At 71.7% G+C, this 23,297-nt stretch carries 25 protein-coding genes; 13 read left to right on the forward strand and 12 right to left on the reverse strand.

Going from position 1 to position 23,297, the window contains the following annotated elements; genetic code table 11:
* Positions 1–180: 180 nt before the first annotated feature.
* The gene (locus ACN28A_RS28370; protein WP_421400105.1) at positions 181–2,607 is read left to right on the forward strand and encodes an EAL domain-containing protein; all 2,427 of its coding nucleotides are present in this window, start codon (positions 181–183) and stop codon (positions 2,605–2,607) included.
* A 9-nt stretch (positions 2,608–2,616) separates the two neighbouring features.
* Positions 2,617–3,423, forward strand: a complete 807-nt coding sequence (locus ACN28A_RS28375; protein WP_421400108.1) for a class I SAM-dependent methyltransferase — start codon at positions 2,617–2,619, stop codon at positions 3,421–3,423.
* A 43-nt stretch (positions 3,424–3,466) separates the two neighbouring features.
* Here the strand turns inward: ACN28A_RS28375 and ACN28A_RS28380 are convergent, their stop codons facing one another.
* Both ACN28A_RS28380 and ACN28A_RS28385 read right to left on the reverse strand, forming a co-directional pair.
* On the reverse strand, positions 3,467–4,693 hold the full coding sequence (locus tag ACN28A_RS28380; protein ID WP_421400110.1) for a calcium:proton antiporter: 1,227 nt from the start codon (positions 4,691–4,693) through the stop codon (positions 3,467–3,469).
* A gap of 294 nt (positions 4,694–4,987) precedes the next feature.
* Entirely contained in the window at positions 4,988–5,380 is a 393-nt protein-coding gene (locus ACN28A_RS28385) for a winged helix-turn-helix transcriptional regulator (protein WP_421400112.1), read from the reverse strand.
* Positions 5,381–5,764: 384 nt separating this feature from the next.
* On the opposite strand from ACN28A_RS28385, the gene ACN28A_RS28390 reads away from it, so the two are divergent.
* Positions 5,765–6,334, forward strand: a complete 570-nt coding sequence (locus tag ACN28A_RS28390; RefSeq protein ID WP_421400115.1) for an NADPH-dependent FMN reductase — start codon at positions 5,765–5,767, stop codon at positions 6,332–6,334.
* A gap of 72 nt (positions 6,335–6,406) precedes the next feature.
* Here the strand turns inward: ACN28A_RS28390 and ACN28A_RS28395 are convergent, their stop codons facing one another.
* Positions 6,407–7,852 (reverse strand): amidohydrolase family protein, encoded by a 1,446-nt coding sequence (locus tag ACN28A_RS28395; RefSeq protein WP_421400118.1) that lies wholly within the window; start codon positions 7,850–7,852, stop codon positions 6,407–6,409.
* Positions 7,853–8,131: 279 nt separating this feature from the next.
* Between ACN28A_RS28395 and ACN28A_RS28400 the strand changes: the two genes are divergently transcribed.
* From ACN28A_RS28400 to ACN28A_RS28415, 4 genes are read left to right on the forward strand one after another with little or no spacing between them, the layout of a single operon-like run.
* A complete protein-coding gene (locus tag ACN28A_RS28400; RefSeq protein ID WP_421400120.1) occupies positions 8,132–9,298 on the forward strand; it encodes a CaiB/BaiF CoA transferase family protein in 1,167 nt (388 codons plus the stop codon).
* Positions 9,280–10,107, forward strand: coding sequence for a citryl-CoA lyase (locus tag ACN28A_RS28405; protein WP_421400123.1), 828 nt, complete (start codon positions 9,280–9,282; stop codon positions 10,105–10,107). The genes ACN28A_RS28400 and ACN28A_RS28405 overlap by 19 nt, the downstream gene beginning before the upstream one ends.
* Positions 10,108–10,118: 11 nt before the next feature.
* The gene (locus ACN28A_RS28410; RefSeq protein WP_421400126.1) at positions 10,119–10,997 is read left to right on the forward strand and encodes an extradiol ring-cleavage dioxygenase; all 879 of its coding nucleotides are present in this window, start codon (positions 10,119–10,121) and stop codon (positions 10,995–10,997) included.
* A complete protein-coding gene (locus ACN28A_RS28415) occupies positions 10,994–11,356 on the forward strand; it encodes a hypothetical protein (protein ID WP_421400128.1) in 363 nt (120 codons plus the stop codon). The genes ACN28A_RS28410 and ACN28A_RS28415 overlap by 4 nt, the downstream gene beginning before the upstream one ends.
* 31 nt (positions 11,357–11,387) lie before the next feature.
* On the opposite strand, the gene ACN28A_RS28420 is transcribed toward ACN28A_RS28415, so the two are convergent.
* Complete coding sequence (locus tag ACN28A_RS28420; RefSeq protein ID WP_421400131.1) at positions 11,388–12,224, reverse strand: IclR family transcriptional regulator domain-containing protein; 837 nt, start codon at positions 12,222–12,224, stop codon at positions 11,388–11,390.
* Positions 12,225–12,666: 442 nt separating this feature from the next.
* On the opposite strand from ACN28A_RS28420, the gene ACN28A_RS28425 reads away from it, so the two are divergent.
* Positions 12,667–13,167: a DoxX family protein gene (locus ACN28A_RS28425; RefSeq protein WP_421400133.1), complete on the forward strand. Its 501-nt coding sequence runs from the start codon at positions 12,667–12,669 to the stop codon at positions 13,165–13,167.
* Between the two features lie 63 nt (positions 13,168–13,230).
* On the opposite strand, the gene ACN28A_RS28430 is transcribed toward ACN28A_RS28425, so the two are convergent.
* Positions 13,231–14,067, reverse strand: coding sequence for a DUF998 domain-containing protein (locus ACN28A_RS28430; RefSeq protein ID WP_421400135.1), 837 nt, complete (start codon positions 14,065–14,067; stop codon positions 13,231–13,233).
* 53 nt (positions 14,068–14,120) lie between these two features.
* Between ACN28A_RS28430 and ACN28A_RS28435 the strand changes: the two genes are divergently transcribed.
* Together ACN28A_RS28435 and ACN28A_RS28440 are read left to right on the forward strand one after the other, a co-directional pair.
* A complete protein-coding gene (locus tag ACN28A_RS28435) occupies positions 14,121–14,726 on the forward strand; it encodes a PadR family transcriptional regulator (RefSeq protein WP_421400137.1) in 606 nt (201 codons plus the stop codon).
* 112 nt (positions 14,727–14,838) lie between these two features.
* Positions 14,839–16,065 (forward strand): NAD(P)/FAD-dependent oxidoreductase, encoded by a 1,227-nt coding sequence (locus tag ACN28A_RS28440; protein WP_421400139.1) that lies wholly within the window; start codon positions 14,839–14,841, stop codon positions 16,063–16,065.
* Positions 16,066–16,134: 69 nt separating this feature from the next.
* Here ACN28A_RS28440 and ACN28A_RS28445 read toward each other — a convergent pair whose 3' ends face one another.
* Positions 16,135–16,413, reverse strand: a complete 279-nt coding sequence (locus ACN28A_RS28445; RefSeq protein ID WP_421400141.1) for a flavin reductase — start codon at positions 16,411–16,413, stop codon at positions 16,135–16,137.
* A 569-nt stretch (positions 16,414–16,982) separates the two neighbouring features.
* On the opposite strand from ACN28A_RS28445, the gene ACN28A_RS28450 reads away from it, so the two are divergent.
* The 3 genes from ACN28A_RS28450 to ACN28A_RS28460 all read left to right on the forward strand — a co-directional run bounded on the left by ACN28A_RS28450 (position 16,983) and on the right by ACN28A_RS28460 (position 18,255).
* Positions 16,983–17,750, forward strand: a complete 768-nt coding sequence (locus ACN28A_RS28450; RefSeq protein ID WP_421400143.1) for a DUF5753 domain-containing protein — start codon at positions 16,983–16,985, stop codon at positions 17,748–17,750.
* A complete protein-coding gene (locus tag ACN28A_RS28455; RefSeq protein ID WP_421400145.1) occupies positions 17,741–17,932 on the forward strand; it encodes a DUF397 domain-containing protein in 192 nt (63 codons plus the stop codon). The genes ACN28A_RS28450 and ACN28A_RS28455 overlap by 10 nt, the downstream gene beginning before the upstream one ends.
* Before the next feature lie 125 nt (positions 17,933–18,057).
* Complete coding sequence (locus tag ACN28A_RS28460) at positions 18,058–18,255, forward strand: DUF397 domain-containing protein (RefSeq protein ID WP_421400147.1); 198 nt, start codon at positions 18,058–18,060, stop codon at positions 18,253–18,255.
* A gap of 73 nt (positions 18,256–18,328) precedes the next feature.
* Here the strand turns inward: ACN28A_RS28460 and ACN28A_RS28465 are convergent, their stop codons facing one another.
* The 6 genes from ACN28A_RS28465 to cbiE all read right to left on the reverse strand — a co-directional run bounded on the left by ACN28A_RS28465 (position 18,329) and on the right by cbiE (position 23,071).
* Positions 18,329–18,967, reverse strand: coding sequence for a nitroreductase family protein (locus ACN28A_RS28465; protein ID WP_421400149.1), 639 nt, complete (start codon positions 18,965–18,967; stop codon positions 18,329–18,331).
* Positions 18,968–19,061: 94 nt separating this feature from the next.
* On the reverse strand, positions 19,062–19,757 hold the full coding sequence (locus ACN28A_RS28470; protein WP_421400151.1) for a hypothetical protein: 696 nt from the start codon (positions 19,755–19,757) through the stop codon (positions 19,062–19,064).
* Positions 19,758–19,759: 2 nt separating this feature from the next.
* Entirely contained in the window at positions 19,760–20,137 is a 378-nt protein-coding gene (locus ACN28A_RS28475; RefSeq protein ID WP_421400153.1) for a PadR family transcriptional regulator, read from the reverse strand.
* A 91-nt stretch (positions 20,138–20,228) separates the two neighbouring features.
* Positions 20,229–20,999 carry a precorrin-6A synthase (deacetylating) gene (cobF, locus tag ACN28A_RS28480; RefSeq protein WP_421400155.1) on the reverse strand — a complete coding sequence of 257 codons (771 nt, stop codon included), beginning with the start codon at positions 20,997–20,999 and terminating at the stop codon, positions 20,229–20,231.
* Between the two features lie 12 nt (positions 21,000–21,011).
* Positions 21,012–21,758: a precorrin-4 C(11)-methyltransferase gene (gene cobM / locus ACN28A_RS28485; RefSeq protein ID WP_421400157.1), complete on the reverse strand. Its 747-nt coding sequence runs from the start codon at positions 21,756–21,758 to the stop codon at positions 21,012–21,014.
* Positions 21,755–23,071, reverse strand: a complete 1,317-nt coding sequence (gene cbiE / locus ACN28A_RS28490; protein ID WP_421400160.1) for a precorrin-6y C5,15-methyltransferase (decarboxylating) subunit CbiE — start codon at positions 23,069–23,071, stop codon at positions 21,755–21,757. Before cbiE ends, cobM begins: the two co-directional genes overlap by 4 nt.
* Positions 23,072–23,297: the final 226 nt, after the last annotated feature.

The raw sequence follows: 23,297 nt of genomic DNA on the forward strand, positions 1-23,297 counted from the left end.
GCCCGAAGGCATTTCCGGCCGCCTTTCCGGCGCCGGTGTTCCCGGACTGTCGGCGGGTGATGCCGCGGCAGGACCACGCCCGGTCGGCAGACCGCCCCGGGCCCGCAGAGTCGGCGAATCGGTCGGCGCCCACCGCCCTGCCCGACGACGCTTCGCACCCGGATCGGAAGAAGGACAGCAGTGAGCAGTCTCCGCACGGCCGGCCCCGCCCCGGACCCCGACCTGGCCGTACTGGACTCGCCCCTGTACCGGGCGGCCAAAGGGCTGGTCGGGACCCTCGCCGTGGCGTACGCGGCCAGCACCCTGATTCCGTTCGGCGGCCAGCGACCCGCCTTCCTGGACACCTGGTGCTATTCCGCGGTGCTGGTCGCCACCGCACTGCTGGCGCTGGCCCGGCCGATCCTGGTCCGGCACAACCGGCTCGCCTGGGGGTGTGTGGGGGCCGGGATCGCCTCGTGGTCGGCCGGCGACATCTACTGGGCGGCCAACTTCGCCGGTGCCGAGGCCGGCGACATCCCGGTGCCCTCTCTCGCGGACGTCTTCTACGTGGGCCTCTACCCGCTGGCGTACGTCGGCTTCATCGCCCTGGCCCGAGCCACCGTACGCCGCCTGCCCGCCTCGGTGTGGCTGGACGGTGTGGTCACCTCACTGGCCGCCGGGGCGGTCTTCTCGGCAGTGACGCTCACCGACGTGCTGCCGACCGATGCCGGTGCGGCGTTCGGGGAGACGGTCACCAACCTGAGCTATCCGATCGGCGACCTGGTGCTGATGGTCGTCGCGGTGGCGGCACTGGCCATGGTGCGGTGGCGCACCGATCCGGTGTGGTGGCTGCTGGGCGTGGGCGCCGGGGCCTTCGCGGTGGCCGACACGGCGTACCTGTTCGGCCTGGCCGGCGACACCTACCAGGACGGTACCTGGATCGACGGCGTGTGGATGGTCGGCCTCGGCCTGATGGCGCTGGCCGGCTCGCTGCGCCGCCGCCGCCGGGTGGACGAGGTGGAGGGCTTCGTCGCACTGCTGGTGCCGATCCTCTTCTCGCTCTGCGCGCTCGGGGTGCTGATCGTCGGCACGCTCGTGCGGCTGCACCCGGTCTCGATCGTCCTGGCCGGCGGGTGCCTGGTCGCGGCGGGCGTCCGGACGGCGCTCACCTTCGAGCAGACCCGCGAGTTGACCCGTACCCGGGTCGAGGCGACGACGGACGAGCTGAGCGGTCTGGGTAACCGGCGGGTGCTCGACTCGGCGCTGCCCGGCATGCTCGGCGGCCTGCCGCCGGGCGCGGCGCTGCCGCTCACCATCGTGAGCGTGGACCACCTGCGGGAGATGAACCGCACCCTCGGGTACACGGCCGGCGACACGATCCTGCACACCGTCGGCTCCCGGTTGCGTGCGGCGCTGCCGGGCGACGCGGTCGCGGTGCGGCTCGGCGGCGCGGAGATCGCCATCCTGCGTACGGTGGCGGCCGGCACCCCGGAGAGCATCGCCAGGGACACCGCTCACCTGCTGCGCAGCCTGGGCAGTCCGGTCAACGCCGGCCCGGTCCCGGTGCGGATCGAGCTGAGCGCCGGGGTGTCCATCGCGCCCGGACACGCGACCACCGCCGCCGAACTGATCCACTGTGCCGCCGACGCGTTGCACGCGGCGAAGGCGAACCGCTCGGAGGTCGAGATCTACGATCCGAGCCTGCGCGGCGACCTGAGTTCGCACCTGCTGCCGGACCTGTTGCGCGCCGTCGAGAACGAGCAACTGTTCGTGTACTACCAGCCGAAGGTCGAGTTGGCGACGCGCCGCCCGGTGGCGCTGGAGGCGCTGCTGCGCTGGCGTCACCCGGTCTACGGCTGGATCGAGCCGGAGCGGTTGCAACGACTGGCGGCACAGGTCGGGCTGACCCGGCAACTCACCCGGCTCCTGTTGCGGTCGGCGACGGAGAGCTGCGCGGCCTGGCGTGGCAGGGGCTACGACCTGGGGGTGGCCGCGGACATCTCGGTGGCCGACGTGCTCGACTCCCACCTGCCGTACGACGTGGCGAAGATGATCAACAAGGTGGGCATGCCCTCGGCGGCGCTGACCCTGGAGATCGCCGAGGAGGTGCTGCTTGTCGACGCCCGTCGGACGGCGACGGCGCTGGGCCAGTTCCGGCACTTCGGGGTCCGGCTCTGCCTCGACCACTACGGCCGGTCGGCACCGTCCCTGACCCGGCTGCGGAGCATGCCGGTCGACGAGCTGAAACTGGACCCGTCGTTCGTCGAGCCGATGCTCGACAGCCCGCAGGACGCCGTCGTGGTCCGCTCGACCGTGGAGCTGGCCCGGTCCCTGGGCATGCCCACCGTCGTGGCGGGGATCGCCTCGCCGGCCCTGCTCGACGCGGTCGCCCGGTCCGGTTGTTCCGGCGCACAGGGTGGCCTATTCGGCGAGCCGGTGAGCCCGGAGAGCCTGCCGGGCTGGCTGGCGTCGGCGCACCGGGGTCCGGTCGAGCACCGCCAGCCGACACCCGCCCAGCACCGGCACGGCCAGCACGAGAGCGGCCAGCAGCAGCACGGCCAGCACCAGCACGGCCAGCACCAGAGCGAGATGGGATATTCGTCCGGCGGTCAGTGGGCCGGCCGCTAACGTGGGCCGATGAACCTCGATCCGGTGCTGCACAACCGGACGGCCTGGGACCGGCAGGTCGACAAGGGCAACGAGTGGTCCCGGCCGGTCCCGGCGGAGACGGTCGCCAGGGCCCGGGCCGGCGACTGGTCCGTCGTACTCATCGGTCATCAGCCCGTGGACCGCGCCTGGTTTCCGGCCGACCTGGCGGACGCGGACGTACTCTGCCTGGCCTCCGGCGGTGGGCAGCAGGGCCCGACGCTCGCCGCCGCCGGTGCCCGCGTCACCGTCTTCGACAACTCGCCACGGCAGCTCGACCAGGACGAGCTGGTGGCCCGGCGGGACGGCCTGGCGCTGCGGACGGTACTCGGCGACATGCGGGACCTGTCGGTCTTCGCCGATGCCTCCTTCGACCTGGTCTTCAACCCGGTCTCGAACCTCTTCGTCCCCGAGCTCGCCCCGGTGTGGCGGGAGTGTTTCCGGGTGCTGCGGCCGGGTGGCGCGCTGCTCTGTGGCTTCGTCAACCCCGACGTCTACCTCTTCGACCACGAGGCGTTGGACGGGCGTGGCGAGCTGGTGGTGCGGCACCGACTGCCGTACAGCGATCTCACGCACGTGCCGGCGGAGGAGCGCGAGCGACTGTGGGGGCCGGACGCACCACTGGAACACAGTCACAGCCTGGCCGAGCAGATCGGCGGTCAGCTCGCCGCCGGGTTCGTCCTCGTCGGATTCACCGAGGCGCCGCACCACTCCGACGCCACCGCCGGCTGGCTGCCCGGCTACTTCGCGACCCGTGCGGTCAAGCCCGGCCCGGCCGGTGCCACACCGCCAGGCTGACCCCCGGCCCCCCGGCCTCCACCTCGACGGTGCCGTCGAGGGGTCAGGGGTTGGCGGCCAGGAACAGGAACGCGGCGCAGACGGAGAGGTGTACGGCGCCCTGCAACACGGTGGCCCGGCCGGGCATCACGGTCAGGATGCCGACCCCGGCGGTCAGCGCCAACAGGACGATCTGGGTCGAACCGAGACCGAGCAGCAGTGGTCCGTCCAGCCAGAGCGAGGCGATCGCGATGGCCGGGATGGTGAGACCGATGCTGGCCATGGCGGACCCGAGGGCGAGGTTGAGGCTGATCTGCACCCGCTGGCGGCGGGCGTGGCGGACCGCCGCGATGGTCTCCGGCAGCAGGATCAGCAGCGCGATGACCACACCGACGACCGCGTGCGGCAGGCCGGCGTCGGTGACCACGTCCTCGATGGTCTTGGACTCCACCTTGGCCAGGCCGACCACCGCGACGAGGGCGGCGACGAGCATGCCGAGGCTGATCAGCGTGGTCGACGTGGAAGGCGCCGCCGCGTGCGCGTCGCCGTCGTCCACTGCGACGTCGTCGCTCGACGTGGCATCGTCGTCCACCGTGGCGTTGTCGCCGACCCGCGCCGGTTTCCGCTTCGGTGCCGGCTCGGACCTGGGCCTGGGCTTGGCGCGCCGCTGGGTGCTGCCGTCCTCGACCGGCAGGAAGTAGTCGCGGTGCCGGACGCTCTGCACCACCACGAAGAGGGCGTAGAGGACCAGCGACGCGACCGCGGCGAACGCCAGCTGGGCACCGGTGAACTCCGGTCCCGACGTACCGAGGGTGAAGGTGGGCAGCACCAGGCTGAGCGCGGCGAGCGTGACGACGGTGGCCAGGGCGGCGCCGGTGCCCTCGGCGTTGAACGAGGTCACCCGGCGACGCGTGGTGGCCACCAGTAGGGACAGCCCGACGATGCCGTTGCAGGTGATCATCACGGCCGCGAAAACGGTGTCCCGGGCCAGCGAGGCCGTGCCGGGGCCGCCGGAGACCATCAGCGTGATGATCAGGCCCACCTCGATGACGGTCACGGCAACCGCGAGGATCAGCGAACCGAACGGCTCGCCGACCCGGTGGGCGACCACCTCCGCGTGGTGCACGGCGGCGAGTACCGAGCCGGCCAGCAGGAGCACCACGACCGCCTCGACCGGGGTGGGGAGGCTCCGTCCCCAGACCGCGACCAGGGTCGCTACCGAGAGCAGCGGTATGGCGAAGGCCAGGCGGTTGACGGACGTACGTGACGCGCTGCCCGCTGGCGGTGCCAATGCATCATCCCTTCTGGTTCATGGTCGACGCCCGCCTTCGACCGACGCGACGACTACTCTACCCAGGGGAAATTCGGTTCACCCACCCGGAAGATTCGGCGATGACCAGCGCGAACCCGCGCTACCGAGTTCGACGCCACAACCGGCAGCTGCCGACGGCACCGTCGGGCCGCGAGCCGCGACTGGTGATCGCCGGGCGGCTACGCCAATGGTGTGGGCGGCGTCGGTCCACTCCACGGCCGCGACGGCACCGTCCGGACGGGCAGGTCGGAGGCCAGCCGAGTGATGCGATCGTCAGCCCCGGTCGTACTCGTCACGGTGCCGAGTGATGTCGCCCTGGTGGTCCCGTACCCAGTGCACGAGATCGCCGACGGCCTGGTCGAGCGACCGACCCAGCGGGGTCAACGCGTACTCGACCCGGGGTGGGACCTCGGCGTGGGCGGTCCGGCTGACCAGGCCGTCCCGGGTCAGCGCACGCAGGGTATGGCTCAACATGCGCTGCGAGATTCCGGCGACCTGTTCGTGCAGGGCGGTGAAGCGCAACGGTCCCGGAGCCAGGCACCTGACGATCAGGATGGTCCACCGGTCGCCGACCCGGGCGAGGAGGTCACGGACGAGAACGATCGTCTCCACGCATTCCGGGGACACGCCGCGCGCCGTCAGTTCGGACCGCAGTGCCGCGCCCACGCTATTCGTCCTCTCCGGTAGGGAACCGACCGTCCGGGCCGCCCGCCGCAACCCCGGTCGCCGGCCGTTTCCGATGGTAGCCATCGAACGTCGCCGGGGCGGCGGTACGACACGGCATGCCGGCCCGAGTACGACAGGCATGCTGGCCCCGGCGCGGGACGGCATTCGGACGGTCCGGCCGGCGGACGCGTCGGCCGGCGGGTCGAGCCCGAAGAAATTCGATCGGGCAGCGGCGCCCTGAGCGCAATTCCTACCTTCGAGTCAGCAGCGGCGGTGAAAGTGCGTGTGCCCGGACGGGACTATCCCGGACGGCCGCACGTTCCTCATTGGCGATAGCCGACAGTCGGGCGGCCGGGGGCCGCCGCGGACAGCAGAGGAACGCACATGACAAGAATCGCCGTCATCGTCGGAAGCACCCGTCCCGGCCGGGTCGGCCGGCAGGTCGCCGACTGGGTGGCCGGACACGGTGGCAAGCGGGACGACGTCGACGTCGAGGTCGTCGACATCGCGGACTACGCACTACCGTTGTACGACGAGCCTCGCTCGCCGCTGCTCGGCGGTTACGAGCACGAGCACAGCCGTGCCTGGAGCGGCCGGATCGCCGGGTTCGACGGATACGTGATCGTCACTCCCGAATACAACCGGTCGATCCCCTCGGCGCTGAAGAACGCCATTGACTACCTCTACCGGGAGTGGAACAACAAGGCGGCCGGTTTCGTCGGCTACGGCAGCACCGTGAGCGGCGCCCGAGCGGTGGAGCACCTGCGGCTGATCGCCGCCGCGGTGCAGATGGCCACCGTACGGACGCAGTTGAACCTCTCGCTCGCCACCGACTTCGAGGCGTTCACCACCTTCTCACCCGCGCCGGGGCACGAGGCGACGTTGGGCCAGCTCTTCACCGAGGTGGTCGCCTGGGCGGACGCCCTCGCACCGTTGCGTCGACCGGCGCCCTGACCCGAGGCGATCACCGGAACCGAGTTGGTCCGCCGGTCCGGCCCGGTGTGGCCGGACCGGCGGCGGTCGCGCTCAGCGCTTCCACTGGGCCGAGCCTGCGTCCCACTCGGTGTAGGTGTACGGGTTGTCCAACACCTTGGTCTCCGGCACGTCCGGGTTCATGCCCTTCTCCCAGGCCTCCCGGCCCATCGACCCGACCAGGTACTCGACGGTCCGCTCCACCTCCTGCCGCGCCCGGCCGAGGTCGACGCCGACCAGCCGGTGCTCGTGCTTGACCAGCCGGCCGTCGACGAGCACGGTGTGCACGTCACCGCGCTGTGCCTGGAAGGCGACGTGGCCGTACGGGTTGAGGATCGGGAACATCACCGGCGAGTCGTCGTTCTTGACGAGTACGACGTCCGCCTTCTTCCCCGGCTCCAGGCTGCCCACCCGGTCGTCCAGGCCGAGAGCCCGGCTGCCGCCCCGGGTGGCCCACTCGACCACCTGTTCGGCGCGCAGGTGGCAGTGCGTGATCGTGTCCTGCCGGGCGTGTGCCTCCAGGTGCTCCCGGGAACGGTCCGCGCCGAGCGTGGCCCGCATCGCGGTGAACAGGTCGCCGCTCCACCAGACGCTGGTGTCCATGGAGAGCGAGACCGGGATGTCGTGGTGCCGCAGTTGCCAGGTGGGCGGGTAGCCCTGGCCGGCGCTCTGCTCGCTCTCCGTGGAGACCGAGACCGATCCGCCGGTGGCGGCGATCCGGTTGTACGAGTCCCGGGTCAGGGTGGCCGCGTGCACGTAGACGGTGGCCGGGGTCATGAACCCGTTCTCGTGCATCAGCCGGATGCCGTCGTCGTTGGTGGCGCCCCAGACACCGGCATGGGTGGTGACCGGCACGCCGAGTTCGCGGGCTACCTCGAAGGCGGCCCGCTCCGGGAAGGCGGGATCACCTGTGACGTCGAAGGCCATCTGGAAGCCGAGCATGTCGCCCCTGCCCGCGATCCGGCGCTGCACGAAGTCGCGGAACTCCGGGCTGGTCGCCCACTCCCACGGCCCCTGCTGGATGTTCCCGTACGCCAGCACGAAACGGCCGGGGACCGCCTCCAGGGCGTCGACGGCGGCGTCGGCGTGCTGTGGGGTCCGCAGCCCGTGCGACCAGTCGACGGTGGTGGTGACTCCGGCGTCGATCGCCTCGATGGCGGCGAGCAGGTTGCCGGCGTAGATGTCCTCGGGCCGGAAGAGCTTGCCGGACTCCAGGTAGTACCAGACGAAGTACTGGGTGAGGGTCCAGTCGGCGCCGTAGCCGCGCATCGCGGTCTGCCACATGTGCCGGTGCGTGTCGATCATCCCGGGCATGACGATGCCGCCGCTGGCGTCGATCTCCCGTGCGCCCTCGGGGGCGGTCAGCCCGACACCGACCTCGGCGATGCGGTCGCCGACGACGAGTACGTCGCCGCCGGGCAGCACGGTGTGTGCGTCGTCCATGGTGAGCACCAGCCCGTTGCGCAGCAGCACCGGGCGGTCGGATTCGGTGGTGGCCATCGTCAACTCCTATCGACGGAGTGATCTACGCGGACGATCGTCCGTATAGCGGGCGCAGAGAAGTGGCGCAATTATTGTCCCGGTGTTTCATGCCTGTCAACGCACAGTGTTCCGGCTCGGGCCGCTGGTCTGAGCGGCTCCGACGGCTCGATCGAGAGGGCGTCGGCACCCGGGCCCGCCGACTCGCCCCGCCGCCCTGTGGGCGGTTGACAGCGGTGGCGGACGAGAACAGACTGTCGGCGACGGACAAACGTCCGCGAGACGGACGGAGGCGGAAGCATGGCGGATCAGCCCGGGACCGGTGACGCGCCCGGACCGCTGGCCGGACTGCTGGTGGCGGACTTCTCCCGGATCCTCGCCGGCCCGTACGCCACGATGCTGCTGGCGGACCTCGGCGCCAACGTGATCAAGGTCGAGGGGCCGGCCGGGGACGACACCCGGACCTGGATGCCCCCGGTCCGGGACGGGGTGGCCACCTACTACCTCGGGATCAACCGGAACAAGCGCTCCATCGCCCTCGACCTGCGCATGCCGGAGGACCTCGCCGTGGCCCGCGCCCTGGCCGCCCGCGCCGACGTCCTGATCGAGAACTTCAAGCCCGGTGGCATGCGCCGGTTCGGCCTCGACTACGACTCGGTGGCGGCCGGGAACCCGGGCGTCGTCTACGCCTCGATCAGCGGTTTCGGCACCGGCGCAGGTGCCTCGCTGCCCGGCTACGACCTGATGGTGCAGGCGATCTCCGGGCTGATGAGCCTGACCGGTGACCCGGACGGCTCGCCGTACCGGGCCGGCATCTCGGTCTTCGACGTGATGGCCGGGATGCACGCCAACATCGGCATCCTGGCCGCCCTGCACCACCGCGGCACCAGCGGCCGGGGCCAGCACGTCGAGGTGAACCTGCTCTCCTCGGCACTGTCCGGACTGGTCAACCACAGCAGCGGGTACGTCGCCGGCGGGGTGGTGCCGTACCGGATGGGGAACGCGCACCCGAGCCTCTTCCCGTACGAGCCGTTGCCGGTCGCCGACGGCGAACTCATCGTCATCGCCGGCAACGACGGGCAGTTCCGCAAACTCTGCGAGGTACTCGGGCTGCCGGAGCTGGTCGACGACCCCCGGTTCGGGCGCAACCAGGACCGCACCGCCAACCGGGACGAGCTGCGCCCGCTGCTGGTCGAGCGGTTGCGCACCCGGACCCGGGACGAGTGGTTCGCCGACCTGATCGCCGCCGGCGTGCCGTGCGCGCCGATCAACACCATCGACCGGGGGGTGGCCTTCGCCGAACAGGTCGGCCTCGACCCGGTGGTGACGGTGGGGGAGGGGGCCGGCGCGGTGCCGATGGTGCGCAACCCGATCACCCTCTCGGCCACCCGTCCCCGATACGACAGGCCCCCGCCGGGGCTCGACGAACACGGCGAGGAGATCCGCGCGTGGCTGACCGAGAACTGACCGCCCCGGAGCCGGGCGGGCCGGGACCGAGCTTTCCCACCTCGATCGGTACCTCGGACGCCGACCGGATCCGGCTGCTCGGCCAGGACCTCGCCGCCGACCTGATCGGCAAGGTGGGCTTCGGCGAGCTGGCCTTCTGGCTGGTCGCCGGCCGCCGTCCGAGCCCGGCCCAGGTACGCGTCTTCGAAGCGGTCCTCGTCGCCCTCGCCGACCACGGCTTCACTCCGACCGCGATCGCCGCCCGGGTGACGTACCAGTCCGCCCCGGAGGCGTTGCAGGGGGCGCTCGCCGCCGGACTGCTCGGCGGTGGCTCCCGGTTCCTGGGCGTCACCGAGGACAGCGGACGGTTCCTCGCCGAGACACTCGGCGAGCTGACCAGGGAGCCGACCGACGACGCCGGCTGGGACGAGGTGGCCCTCGCCGCCGTGACCCGGGCCCGGGCCGAGCGCCGGCTGGTGCCCGGACTCGGGCACCCGGTGCACAAGGTGCGGGACCCGCGTACCCCGGTGCTCATCGCGCTCGCCGAGCGGGAGGGCCAGCGTGGCCCGCACCTGCGGCTCTTCGAGGCGATCGGCCGGGTCCATCCGCGGGTGCTCGGCCGTACCCTGCCGTTGAACGGCGCCGGGGTGTGCGGCGCCGCGCTGGCCGACCTCGGGCTGCCGCCGGAGCTGCTGCGTGGGTTCGCGCTGCTGGCCCGCGCCGCCGGGCTGCTCGGCCACCTCGCCGAGGAGCGCCGCACCGGCCTCGGGATGGAGATCTACCGCACCGTCGACCGCAACGCCCGCTACGTACCCCCCGACCCCGCCTGAAAGGAGCCGCGATGGCCACCATCGCCGCGGTGATCGCCTCCACCCACCATCCGTTCTACTACCGGGCCAGCACCGCGCAGGGCGAGGAGCGGCCGCCGTTCGCGGACGAGTGGGTACGCAAGATCCTGGCCTTCCGGGAGACGCTCACCCGGGCCGCCCCCGACGTGCTGGTGATGGTCGGCTCCGACCACTTCCACCAGCTCTGGCTGGACAACATGCCGCAGTTCCTGGTCGGCAAGGCGCCGTTCTACGACGCCAACTGGTACAACGAGGAGCGCGAGTTCGGGCTGCCCCGGATGCTGTTGCGCGGCCAGGAGGACCTCTCCGCACACCTGCTCCGCGAGGGCCTGGACGCCGGTTTCGACCTGGCGTTCAGCAACGAGCTGCGGATCGACCACAGCATCACCTGCCCGATCATCACGCTGCGGCCCGAGGCGGACCTGCCGATCGTGCCCATCTACACCAACATCTTCGCCCCGCCGCTGCCGCAGCCGAAACGGTTCGTGCAGCTCGGGCAGACCATCCGGGAGCTTGTCGAGTCGTGGCCGAGCCACCTGCGGGTGGCGATCGTCGGCACCGGTCACCTGTCGCTGGAACTCGGCGGCCCGCGCCAGTTCGGCCCGCACGGCCCCGACCCGGAGTTCGACCGGAAGGCGGTGGAGTGGATCGCCACCGGCGACCTGGAGCGCTGCCTCGCCGAGGTGACCCTGGAGAGCCTGCACTCGCCGGGGAACGCCACCCACGGCTTCATGGACTTCATGCTGATGATGGGGGTGGCCGGGGCGGGCGCCAGAGCGGACCACGTCGACACCCTCGACCTGTTCCACACCATGGAGGCGTACTTCACCTGGTATCCGAACGGCGTGCCGGCGGGGGTGGCGGGGCGATGAGCAAGTATCTGCTGAACAAGTTCCTCTACACCGTCGACCGGGATCCGGAGCTGGTCGAGCGCTACCGCGAGGATCCGCACGGCATGGTCGCGTGGTGGGAGGCGGAACGCGCGAACGCGGTGCTGAACTGCCACACCGGCGAGGCGAGCACCTGGCTGCGCTTCACCGACGCCGAGCGGGCGGCGCTGGTCGGCCACGATCACGTGCGGCTGTTCGAGTTGGGCGCGCACCCGTTCCTGACGCTGACCCTGTTCATCGCGATGTTCGAACGGGACCACGACGAACCGCTCGGCTTCCAGAAGCACTACGCGGCCCGGCTGGCGCACTTCTCGTTGCCGTACCCGGACATCGCCACCTGAGGCGGCGCGGTGCCGGCACCGCCGTCCCGGGTCAGCGCCGGGCGGCGGTGGCGGCGGCGTCGATCGTGCCGGGCACCTCGACCTGCGGCCGGGACTGCCAGCGGGCCCAGTCCGCGCTTATCGCGCTGGCCGCCCTGATCAGGTGCGGCAGGTGCTGCTCGACCAGAACCTTAACGCTGGTCTCGGCGGAGTTGACCGTCACGTTCATCGCGGCCCGCACCGTTCCGTGGCCGTCCCGGATCGGCACCGCGATCGAGCGGATGCCGGAGGCCAGCTCGTCGTCGGCGAGCGCCCAGCCCCGGGCCCGCACCTCCCGGAGCGCGGCGTCCAGGGCCGCACGGGTGTGCCGGATCCGTGGCTCGACGCCCGAGCGGCTGGGCTGGGCCAGTGTCGCGGTCAGCGTCTCCGGGTCGAGCGCGGCGAGCAGGACCTTGCCCTGCGAGGTCACGCTCGCCGGGAAGCGGGTGCCGATCTGCACCCGCAGCGCGATGATCTTCGGTACGGCGACCCGGGCCATGTAGACGATGTCCGAGCCGTCGAGCTGGGCCATCGAACTGGACTCCCCGGTGGCGGCGACCAGATCCTGCATGTGCGGGCGGGCGATGTCCCAGAGCGAGAGCGCGCCGACGTACGCCATGCCGAGTTCGAGTACCCGGGGAGTGAGTTCGTAGCCGCCGGAGTCGGCCCGGACGTAGCCGAGTTCCTCCAGGGTGAGCAGGAAGCGCCGGGCGGTCGGCCGGGCCAGGCCGGCGGCGGCGGCCACCTCGCTGAGGCTCAGCCGGGGCTGGTCGGCGTGGAAGACGGTGATCACCTTGAGCCCTCGGGCCAGGGCCTCGATGAAGTCCGGTCCTTCGCCGCGTTGTGCCATCGTCCGCCTCTATCCGATCGTCGCCGTTGCGGTGCCGCACCCTGCTCGGGCAGGCGAGCGGGCGTCCACCGGTGCACCGAGTCGGGCGCCCACCAGTTCACCACGGGCCCGCCGGAAGTGCCGAGCGGCATCCCGGGACCCACTGACGCTCCGCTTCTGACCGTCAAGCGAACACTGGTCCGCGCCCATCGGGATGGTTCCGATAAGAGTCTTGACATCCTACAGGAGGCGGCGGAGATTGTGACGTACAAGTGTCCGTTTGACGGACACTCGTCCGTCAACTAGGTGCGCAGCAGTTAGCTCCGGAGGAGGGAGTCATGGCACCGTCGACCGCGCTCGCGCGTCCCGCACCCATCGCCGGGTCCACCCCCGGCCGTCGGTCCACCGCAGGCCGACCGGCCGCCGCCGGTTACGGCGCCGGACCAGGCTCGGCGGGTACGGCATGAGCCTCGGCCTGCTGCTGCTCCGGCTCCTGCTCGCGGCGCTGCTCTTCGGCCACGCCAGCCAGAAGCTGTTCGGCTGGTTTCGTGGCCAGGGGCCCGACGGGACCGGCGCCACCTTCCACACCTGGGGCTTCCGGCCCGGCCGGGCGATGGCGCTGCTGGCCGGGGCCGCCGAGCTGTTCGGCGCGGTGCTCATCGCACTCGGCCTGGCCACCCCGCTCGGCGCGGCCGTCGTACTCGGCACGATGGTGGTGGCCGCCTCCGTCAACGTCCCCAACGGACTCTGGGCGCACCTCGGCGGGTACGAAGTCGCCTTCGTCTACGCGGCGCTCGCCGTGGTGCTGGCGTACACCGGGCCCGGCGCCTGGTCGCTGGACCACGTGCTCGGACTGGACGGGTTCGCCGGCTACGGCTGGGGGACGCTGGCGCTGGGCGTCGGGCTGCTCGGCAGCGTACCGCCGCTGCTGCGCCGCCGACGTGCCCTCGCGGCCGGCGACTGACCGGTAGTCGCCGCTCCGAGCGAGCACGAGCGCATCGGCTTCCCGTGCACGCGGGGGTGATCCCTAGACGGTCGCTCCGCGTCCGCCTCCTGTTGTTTGCTCCCCGCGCACTCGGGGATGGTCCGGAGCGGCTGTGTTGCCCGCCTGGATCGCGATCCTGCTCTCCCCGTGCTCGCCGTGGTCGGTCGCACGTGCCTGCTCGGCGAGGGTCCGGTGGTGCAGCCGGAAGGGCGGCCGGGTACGCCGGTACGCCAGCCAGCCCATCACCACGAACCAGGCGTGCAGTTCGAGGATGCCGAGCCGCTGCACGAGCCCGGCGACACCGGTCTCGGCGCCGTCGGCGGTCGGCTGGAACGTGGCGAAGAAGGCGACCAGCAGGATCAGCGTCAGCGGGCTGCCGAGCAGCAGCCAACTCCCGAACCGCCGCCAGCCGGGGACGCCGCGGAAGTATGTGCCGGCGACCAGGAAGCCGGCGATCGGAACGCCGATGGCGAGGACGAAGCCGACGGTGTGTGGCAGTACCGCTTCGAGGTCGTAGAGCCCGCACACAGCTTGGCCGATCCCGCTGCATCCGAGCAGCACCACCGCCCAGCGGCGCAACCCGGTACGGCCGTCGGGTACGGCCCGGAACACCGCGACCACCCCGACGATCAGGATCAGGCCGGTGACGACGAAGGCGGTGTTCATGTACGCCGCCGTCGACCCCATGCCGAGCCCGCTGATCGGCTGGCTGACCGGCGAGTAGTCGGTGAACCGGTGCCCGAAGAGGGTGTATCCGTCGCTCACGGCGCCGAGGACGAGCCAGGTGAGTGTGAACAGCACCGGCCCGACCACGGCACCGAGGGCGAGACGTCGGGCCGTGGAGCGCGGTACGACGGGAAGAGGAGAGGGGCTACTCATGAAATGACTATACATGTTATGACTAGCGAAACGTCAACGGCTACGCTCGACCGGTGTCCGAACCGCGCCGTTCCGTCCTCGCGCTCGCCGTGCTCTCGATGCTCACCGAGGAGCCGATGCACGCGTACCGGATGCAGCAGTTGATCAAGGAGCGGCGCAAGGACGACGTGGTGAACGTCAGCCAGCGCAACAGCGTCTACCAGACGATCCAGCGGCTGGTCCGGGACGGGCTGGTCGCCGTCGCCGCCACCGAGCGGGCCGAGAACCGGCCGGAACGCACGACGTACCGGATCACCGACACCGGGCGGGCGACGCTCGCCGCCTGGCTCCGCGTGATGCTCGCCACCCCGACGGCGGAGTATCCCGAGTTCCCGGCCGCGCTCTCCTTCCTGCCGAACCTCTCCCCGGCGGACGCGGTCGAGGCGCTGACGCTGCGGATGGCCCGGCTGGCGGAGCGGCTCGACGCCCTGGACCGGGAGATCGCCGAGGTCGGCAGGTTCCTGCCCCGGCTGTTCGCCATCGAGGCGGAATACCAGCGGCAGGTGGTGGACGCCGAGCTGCGCTACGTACGCGGCCTGGTGGACGACCTGCGGGCGGAGCGGATCACCTGGCCGTTCGCCGACGGCGCACCCGGTCCCTTCGTGCCGCCGCCAGGCTGAGCCACCGAGCCGGCCGGCTCCGCCGGGCTGTCACATCCGCCGTCGCCGCCCCGTCCGAGGTGGTGAGGGGCGCGACAGGCGCCCGACGCCCGGACAGAGGGGAATGATCACGATGAGCACCGAGGTGGTCGTGATCGGTGGCGGTTACGCCGGAGTGGTCGCGGCGAACCGCCTGCGCAAGCGCGACGACGTGACGGTGACCCTGGTCAACCCGCGCGGTACGTTCGTCGAGCGCATCCGGCTGCACCAGCTCGCCGCCGGTACGGACGACGCGGTGGTCGACTACGCCGACGTACTCGGCACCGGCGTACGCCTGGTTGTCGACACCGTGGCCCGGATCGACGCCGCCGGCCGCAGCGTGGAACTGGCCTCCGGGGACCGGCTGCACTACGACTACCTGATCTACGCCGTCGGTAGCCGCAGTCCCGAGTCCCGGGTGCCGGGAGTGGCCGAGTTCGGTTACCCGGTCGACAGCCTGGAACAGGCACACCGGCTGCGTGCGGTCCTCGACGCCACCGACCGCTCGGCCCCGGTCACCGTCGTCGGCGGCGGGCCGACCGGCATCGAGACCGCCGCCGAACTCGGCGAAGCCGGCCGCCGGGTGACCCTGGTCTGCGGCGGGGTGCTCGGCCCGTACCTGCACGGCAAGGGCCGCCGGGCGGTCGCGAAGCGGCTGGCCAGGCTCGGCGTGACGGTGCTGGAGGGAGCCGGCGCCACGGTGGCGGCGGTGACGTCCGACACCGTGACCCTCGCCGACGGCCGCGAACTGCCCAGCGCGGTCACCATCTGGGCCGCCGGGTTCGGTGTGCCGGACCTGGCCAGGCGCAGCGGTCTCGCCACCGACGCCGCCGGCCGGCTGCTCACCGACGAGACGCTCACCAGCGTCGACGACGAGCGGATCGTCGCGGCGGGCGACGCAGCGGCGCCATCGGACCAGCCGATGCGGATGAGCTGCCAGGCCGCCCTCCCGCTCGGCGCGCAGGCGGCCGAAACGGTACTGAGCCGGCTCGCCGCCGCCGAGCCCAAGCCCGTCAGTCTCGGATTCGTCGGCCAGTGCCTCAGCCTCGGCCGCCGCTCCGGCCTCGTCCAGCTCGCCGGCAAGGACGACGTCGCACGCGGGTTCTACGTCGGCGGTCGCCTCTCGGCGGTGGTGAAGGAGACCGTGTGCAAGCAGACCGTCTCCGCACTGGTCAAGGAAGCCCGCCGACCGGGATCGCTGTCGTGGTTCACCGACCGCTCGCGTCAACGGCGGATGGCGGATCAGCAGGAGCTGGTGGATCGGCAGGACGTGGTGCCGCAGCCGGGTGCGGGACGGGTGACGGAGACCGCCCAGCGATAGTGCGGCGACCGTAGGTCTCCGGCCCCGGACCCATCATTTCGGTCCGGGGTCGGAGCGTGGTCGGGCGGCTCAACGGCGGCGGGGGAGCCAGTAGAGGATCTGGCCGGCGACAAGCGCGGGATGGGTGTCGGGAAGCTGTTGCAGGGCGCGGGCCAGGTGCGCGCCGAGGTAGACCATCAGCCCGATCCGGTCACCCCGGAACGAGATCAGCAGCGCCAGCCGCGCCGGCCGGCACGGCCAGGGATCGCCACAGACTCGACATTGGTACGACGCCAGCGGAAGGTGCCCGCCGGTCCGGGCCTGTTTCCGCCGTACGTGCCGGTGCCAACGCTCCTGCGGCCCGATCAACGGTCACACCCGTTCACCGCGCCGGGCCTGCTGCTCCGGGGTGCGGGTCCGGGCGCTGCCGTTCGGCGAAGGCGAGCGGACGGGTGCCACCCAGGCTGATCGGCGATTGGTTGCTCGAGTCCGGCCGGGCGGGGGAGAGGCCTGCGGGTTCAGAGCGCAAATCTCGGTCCGCTCCTGCTCGGTCAGCTCGACCGACGGTCTCGGATTGCTGGGCGCCCGACGATGCCGACGGGCCAGCGGCGGTACGGGTGGCGGCTGATAGGGCATCGGTACCAGTTCCACCGAGTCCGGACAGCGCCCGCGGAAACCGCAGCGGCAGTACCGCCAGAGGCGCCGCCAGTCGCGGCGGTGATAGGGCTTCAGCCTGCGCCAGAGTCTCATGTCGGTGCCCTCCATTGGCCGGGACAGAGGCGGCGCCGGTTGTCGGCCGCCCCTCGTAACGCGCCTCCGCTACGGCATGAACGGTGGCGGGACGACGCTTCATTGAGATCGTGCGCTGGGTAGCCGGATAATCACACCGCGCACTAGTTCGTAACTCCGACGTTTAACGCGTCCATTTCGGAGGCGGTATGAACCGGGAGCTTCGGCGGGCCATGATCGAGGGCGGCCACACGGCCGAGTCGCTGGCAGGTCAAATCGGTGTCGATCCGAAGACGGCGGCCCGGTGGGTGACGCATGGACGGATACCGCAGACTCGGCACAGGTCCAAGGTCGCTGCGCTGGTGGGCAGGGACGTAGTGGACCTTCGGCCGGACGTTCTGAAGAGGCGCGAGCCCGTATGGCTTCGCGGATGGATCGGGTGGGAGCGCGAGGCAACCGCACTGCGGTGGTACGAACTGGCCTGGGTGCCCGGCCTGCTCCAGACCGAGGAGTACGCACGGGCGACCCTGGCGGGCGAGCCGCTGACAACCGAGGAGATCAACCGGCTTGTGGCCTCCCGGATCGGTCGGCAGGCCGTTCTCCATCGCGACCGGCCGCCGCTCTTCGTCGCGGTCATGGACGAGTCGGTCCTGCATCGGCACGTCAACGGCAACGGCAGGTTGATGCGTGAGCAGATTGAACGGATCATCGCCTTCGCTGACCTGCCGACCGTCCAGGTCCACGTCGTGCCGGCCGGCGTGGGGATGTACCCCGGGCTCGGGGGACCGTTCATCCTGGCCGACCTTCCCGACGGTGTCCGCGCCGCCCATGTCGACAGCCAGGTCCGTGCGCAGATCGTGGACGGCGCGGCGGACATTGCTACCCTGGGACATCGGTGGGAACGCATTCGGGGGAAGGCGCTTTCGGAGGAGCAGTCCCTGGACCTGCTCAGGGAGGTGGCAACATCGTGGACGTGACCGGGGCGCGGTGGCGCAAGAGCACACGCAGCGGCAACAACGGCGGTTCCTGTGTGGAGGTTGCCGACAACCTTCCCGGGATCGTCATGGTCCGCGACAGCAAGGATCGTGAGGGTGGCATTCTCGCCTTGCAGCCGGCGGCGTGGCAGCGGTTCGTCAACGGTGTGGTTCGGCGTCTGTAGTCAAGCCCGAACGGGGACCGTCTTGCAGAGGACCGGTTCCGAGAAGATGACCCTGCCAGCCATAGTGAATGAGAATGACGTACTTGATCTTTAGAGACTGGCACTGATCGAGAAAGCAGTCCAGCATGGATGATCTGGCCTGCGCCTACTGGCGCACGAGCACCCGCAGCGGTAACAACGGCGGTGCCTGTGTCGAGGTTGCCGACAACTTTCGGGGCCGAGTGCTGGTCCGTGACAGCAAGAACCGCGACGGCGGCACTCTCGCCTTCGGCGAGGTCGCCTGGCGATCGTTCGTCGACGACGTGGCCGGGCGCCGTTCCTGAGGTTGCGTCGCAACGCACACGGGCCTGTCAGGACAGCTCGGCAGACTGGTCGGGCGACTCGGATCAGAGAGCGCTACTGATTACCCCACTGTCCACGGTGGATGACTGTGGCGGGGGCACGACGGCGTCCCGCGACGGCGGGGTTCTGTGCCGGCAGGTCGTCGGCCCGGTAGCCGATACAGATGCCGCCGATCGGTGAGTACTCCTCGGGGATGCCGAACTCGGCCTTGAACCTGGCGGTGTGCGCGGGGACGTCGACCACGGGATCGAAGTCGTCATCCGCGGTGGGCGTGATGCCGAAGAAACAGGCGCCCAGACCCTCGTCGACGGCGGCCAGCAGCATCATCAGCGCGGCCATGCCGGTGTCGACGTACCAGTACGGCACGGGCCAGCGGGCTTCGGAGCGGTCGGTCCAGCCCTTGTCGACCTCGGCATAGCGGGCCAGGTACGCCGCCTTGTGCGCCAGCGGCACCACCACAAGCGGGGCATCCTGCATGGTCGGGGTCTGCTTGACGCGGGTCGGGACGAACGGCCAGAAGCGTGCCCGATCGGTCGGATCGGTGAGGGCGAGGAAGGCCCAGCCCTGGCTGAAGCCGGCCGACGGTGCGCGCACCGCACTGGCCAGGATCTTTTCGACGACCTCTGGGCTCAGGGGGCGGTCGGAATAGTGGCGCACCATCCGGCGGCGGCGGATGACCTCGGCGAACTCCATGTCGTGGATCCTGCCATCTGTGGGCCGGCCGAGCGCGTGCGAGGCGAACGGCAAGATCGGAAGGCGTGCCGCCGGCAGCGGTCCCGGTGAACCGTCAGGCTGCTCTGATCTGCCGGGACTCCGGGGGAGTGGCGTCCGGCGTTGCCCGTCGGTCGAGCAGCGACAGCCGACGGGCCAGCATCGTCGCGCCGGCCAGCGCGCCCAGCACCATCGCGACCTCCGCAAGGACCACCTCCGGCGCGTTGCTGTAGCCGGTGGACCAGGCGAAGGCCATGGTCAACGGGGTGACCAGGATGCCGGCAACCGGCAGCAGCGCCCCCATCAGCCAGGCGGTTCTCCTGATCTGCGGGAGGTCGCCCAGCCGGAGCCGGACCGCCGTGACGGCACCGGCGACGACGATGGCGGCTGGCACGCCGTAGTAGCCGACGACGGCGAGTTGGACGGGTATCTCGATCGAACGGGGAATGTCCACCGCGCGCACGAACAGCGGATACAGGGCGGCCAGCACGGCGTATCCGGCCACGCCACCGAGGGCCGCGCCGGCCAGGGCGGTGCGGACCAGCCGGCCGTACTCTCGGCGTACCCGTCGGACCCCGGCCTCCTCGGCGAGCCGGCGGGCGAAGCCGGCCACGTCAGCGCCGACCAACTGCGCCGGGTCGCCGCCGTCCGCCGCCGCTGCCTCCAGGTCGAGCCGGAGGTCGGCGGCGAGGGCCGCCCGATCGGTCCGGCCGATCCCGTACGCCCGCCAGGCCCGGTCGGCTTCGGCCAGAACGTTGTCGATGGTGTCCACGGTCAACTCCTGCTGGGGTCGTGGTCGGAAGCGGTGAGGACGGTGCCGACCGTGCCGGCGAAACGGTCCCACTGTTTCTGCCAGGCGTCCAACTGGACCCGGCCGAGGTCGGTGAGCGCGTAGACCTTGCGGGGTGGGCCGTTCGGGCTCGCCTGCTGCTCGTCGGCGACGAGACCGAGCCGACGCATCCGGGTCAGCAGGGGATAGATCGTGCCGTAGCTGATGGTGCCGAAGTCCGCATCCTCCATGCGCCGGACCAACTCGTAGCCGTGCGCGGGCCGGCGGGCCAGCAGGGCGAGCAGGCACATGTCCAGCACGCCGCGTAGCAGTTGGGTGTGCCGGTCGTTGTCGTCGGCCGGCTGGTGCTCCGCCGCTATCATGCGGAACATAATAGCGCGCTATTGGGTCACGCGATATACCGAAGTTTGTCTTCTCCGCGCGCCGCGTCCGCGCGGCAAACCCTGCGGGTGGTCAGTCCTGCTGCGGGAGACTGCGGCGGAGCAGGTAGGTGTCCATGATCCAGCCCTTGCGCTCGCGGGCGGCCCGGCGTACCTCGACGATCTTCGGACCGACCTCGGCGAGCGGGCCGGCGACCAGGATCTCGTCCGGCGTACCGAGGTAGGCGCCCCAGTAGATCCGCACGTCCGGCTCGGTGACCTCGGTGAAGGTGCAGTGCGCGTCGAGCATCACCACCAGGTCGTCCACCCCGGCCGGCCAGCCCTGCGCGAGCAGCCGCCCGGTGGTGACCTGGAACGCGCGGCCCACCCGGTTCAGCCCGATCCGGTGCCGGGCGGCGAGCGTCGACACGCTGCTCACTCCGGGCACCACCGAGTAGTCGAAGTCGACGGTCCCGTCCGCCAGCATCTCCTCGATGACCCCGAGCGTGCTGTCGTAGAGCGCCGGATCTCCCCAGGCCAGGAAGGCGCCACAGCCGTCCTCCGGCAGTTCGTCCCGGATCAGCGTGCGCAGCAGCTCCGCCCGGCGACGCCGCCACTCGTCCACCGCGTCCACATAGGCCGGTGTCGTCCGGTCCCGGTCCGGGTCGCGCAGCTCGACCACCCGGTGACCCGGCTTCGTCGGATGCCGGCGCAGGATCTCCTGCCGCAACGCCAGCAGATCCTGCTTCACGCTGCCCTTCTCCAGCATGAAGAAGACGTCGACCTCGGCGATCGCCCGGACCGCCTCCAGGGTCAGTTGCGCGGGGTCGCCCGCGCCGATGCCGATGACCAGGATCTTCCGCATGGCCGTCCGTCCCTAGTGTTTCGCCGACCGGTCCCGGCCGGGGGAGTAGAGGTAGCTGTCCGGAAAACCCTCGGCCGCCAGCACCCGGCCGACGACGATCACCGCTGTCCGGCGTACGCCGGCCTGCTCGACCTGGTCGGCGATGTCGGCCAGGGTGCCGCGCAGCACCAGCTCGTCGGGGCGGCTGGCCCGGGCGACCACCGCCACCGGGCAGTCCTCGCCGTAGTGCGGGACGAGCTGCCCGACCAGCTCGCGGGTCCGGCCGACCGCCAGGTGCAGCACCAGGGTCGCCCGGCTCGCCCCGAGCACGGCCAGCTCCTCGGTGGCCGGCATCGCCGTGGACCGGGCCCGCGCCCGGGTCAGGATCACCGTCTGCCCGACCGTCGGCACGGTCAGCTCCCGGCCCAGCGTCGCGGCGGCGGCGGCGAACGCCGGGACGCCCGGCACGATCTGGTACGGCACGCCGGCCTCGTCCAGCCGGCGCAACTGCTCGGCCACCGTACTGTAGATCGACGGGTCGCCGGAGCAGAGCCGGGCCACCTCGTGACCGGCCCGGTGCCCGTCGACCATCCGGGCCACGATTTCGTCCAGGGTCAGGTCGGCGGTGTCCACCAGTTCCGCCTCGGGCGGGCAGCATTCCAGCAGCTCCGGCGGGACCAGGCTGCCGGCGTAGAGGCAGAGCCGGGCACGGGCCAGCACCCGCTGGCCGCGTACCGTGATCAGGTCGGCGGCGCCCGGCCCGGCGCCGACAAAGGTCACCGGCACGGCTTCGTCACCGCCCACTGCACGAGCGCCCGAGCCGGCTGCCAGGCGGTGAAGCCGCCCAGCGGCGCGGCCCGCTCCACACCGAGCCGGGTCAGGTCGCCGCCGAGACGCGCGGCACGGATGGTCAACTCGTGTTCCCCCTCGATCGTCACCGCGTGCGCGACCAGCCGGCCGCCCGGGGCCAGCGCCGCCCAGCACGCGTCAAGCAGGCCCTCGGTGGCCAGCCCGCCACCGACGAAGACCGCGTTCGGGGCCGGCAACCCGGCCAGCGCCTCCGGAGCCCGGCCGACCACCACCCGAAGCTCCGGCACGCCGAGCGCGGACGCGTTCGCGACGATCCGCCCGGCCCGGTCGGTACGCGCCTCGACCGCCACCGCCCGACAGGTCGGCTCGGCCCGCAGCCACTCGATACCGATGCTGCCCGAACCCGCGCCGACATCCCAGAGCAGTTCGTCGGGAGCCGGGGCGAGCCGGGCCAGCGCCAGCGCCCGCGCCTCCCGCTTGGTGAGCGCGCCGTCGTGTTCGTACGCGTCGTCCGGCAGGCCCGGCACCGTGGACCGGAGTACCGCCACCGGGCCGGCCACCGCGCGCACCGCCACGACGTTCAACGACGCCCCCGGCGGATGTGCCCAGTCCTCGGCGGTCCCGTCCCACCGCCGCTCGGGCCCGTGCGCCTGGTCGATCCCATGCGCCTGGCCGATCCCGTGTGCCTGGCCGAACCCGTGTGCCTGGCCGGACCGGTCGCCCGGTGCGCTGCCGAGCGAATCGAGCACGGTCATGGCGCTCGGGCCGTAGCCGGCGTCGGTGAGCAGGGCGGCCAGCGCGGCCGGTGTCGACGCGTCGGCGCTGAGCACCAGGATGCGCCGGCCGGGAGCGAGCAGCCGGCGTACCCGGGCCAGGTCGCGGCCGACCGCGCTGACCACCGACACCCGCTCGACCGGCCAGCCGAGCCGGGCGCAGGCCAGGCTGATCGAGGACGGGTGCGGCAGCACGGTCACCCGATCCGGACCGACCAGTTCGACGATCCGTGCCCCGATCCCGAACCACATCGGATCACCGCTGGCCAGCACGCAGAGCCGCCGGCCGGCGTGCGCGTCGAGCAGGCCGGGCAACGCCGGCAGCAGCGGGCTGGGCCAGCTCTCCCGACGGGCCGACAGCTCGTCGGGAAGCAGGTCGAGCTGCCGGCGCCCGCCGAGCACCACCTCGGCCGCGCGCAGCGCCCGGCGGCCGGCGTCGGCCAGCCCGGACCAGCCGTCCGCGCCGATGCCGACCACTGTCAGCCCGGCTCCGGCACTCGTCGTGGTCACGAGCCGGAACGTTAGCCGAACCGCCGCCGCCGCTGCCCCGCCGGGTGAGCCGGGTCATCCCGGGTTGCCGCCGCCGCCACCGCCACCGGCACCGCCACCGGCACCGGCACCGATGCCGGCACCGATGCCGGGACGGGCGGATTGTGTCATCATCGGCGGCGACGGTGCGGCGAGGAACACCGGTGGGTCGGCCCGCGAGGGCCGGCGACTCCGGGGCGGTCCCGCC

This window comes from Plantactinospora sp. WMMB782, assembly GCF_049179135.1.
GTDB lineage: Bacteria > Actinomycetota > Actinomycetes > Mycobacteriales > Micromonosporaceae > Plantactinospora.

What these genes read in the sequence shown, in the direction of transcription:
- ACN28A_RS28375 (WP_421400108.1), top strand. Translation starts at nt 2,617, where the DNA reads ATGAACCTCGATCCGGTGCTGCACAACCGGACGGCCTGGGACCGGCAG.
- ACN28A_RS28390 (WP_421400115.1), top strand. Translation starts at nt 5,765, where the DNA reads ATGACAAGAATCGCCGTCATCGTCGGAAGCACCCGTCCCGGCCGGGTC.
- ACN28A_RS28395 (WP_421400118.1), bottom strand. Translation starts at nt 7,852, where the DNA reads ATGGCCACCACCGAATCCGACCGCCCGGTGCTGCTGCGCAACGGGCTG.
- ACN28A_RS28400 (WP_421400120.1), top strand. Translation starts at nt 8,132, where the DNA reads ATGGCGGATCAGCCCGGGACCGGTGACGCGCCCGGACCGCTGGCCGGA.
- ACN28A_RS28410 (WP_421400126.1), top strand. Translation starts at nt 10,119, where the DNA reads ATGGCCACCATCGCCGCGGTGATCGCCTCCACCCACCATCCGTTCTAC.
- ACN28A_RS28415 (WP_421400128.1), top strand. Translation starts at nt 10,994, where the DNA reads ATGAGCAAGTATCTGCTGAACAAGTTCCTCTACACCGTCGACCGGGAT.
- ACN28A_RS28420 (WP_421400131.1), bottom strand. Translation starts at nt 12,224, where the DNA reads ATGGCACAACGCGGCGAAGGACCGGACTTCATCGAGGCCCTGGCCCGA.
- ACN28A_RS28425 (WP_421400133.1), top strand. Translation starts at nt 12,667, where the DNA reads ATGAGCCTCGGCCTGCTGCTGCTCCGGCTCCTGCTCGCGGCGCTGCTC.
- ACN28A_RS28430 (WP_421400135.1), bottom strand. Translation starts at nt 14,067, where the DNA reads ATGAGTAGCCCCTCTCCTCTTCCCGTCGTACCGCGCTCCACGGCCCGA.
- ACN28A_RS28440 (WP_421400139.1), top strand. Translation starts at nt 14,839, where the DNA reads ATGAGCACCGAGGTGGTCGTGATCGGTGGCGGTTACGCCGGAGTGGTC.
- ACN28A_RS28450 (WP_421400143.1), top strand. Translation starts at nt 16,983, where the DNA reads ATGAACCGGGAGCTTCGGCGGGCCATGATCGAGGGCGGCCACACGGCC.
- ACN28A_RS28460 (WP_421400147.1), top strand. Translation starts at nt 18,058, where the DNA reads ATGGATGATCTGGCCTGCGCCTACTGGCGCACGAGCACCCGCAGCGGT.
- ACN28A_RS28465 (WP_421400149.1), bottom strand. Translation starts at nt 18,967, where the DNA reads ATGGAGTTCGCCGAGGTCATCCGCCGCCGCCGGATGGTGCGCCACTAT.
- ACN28A_RS28475 (WP_421400153.1), bottom strand. Translation starts at nt 20,137, where the DNA reads ATGATAGCGGCGGAGCACCAGCCGGCCGACGACAACGACCGGCACACC.
- cobF (WP_421400155.1), bottom strand. Translation starts at nt 20,999, where the DNA reads ATGCGGAAGATCCTGGTCATCGGCATCGGCGCGGGCGACCCCGCGCAA.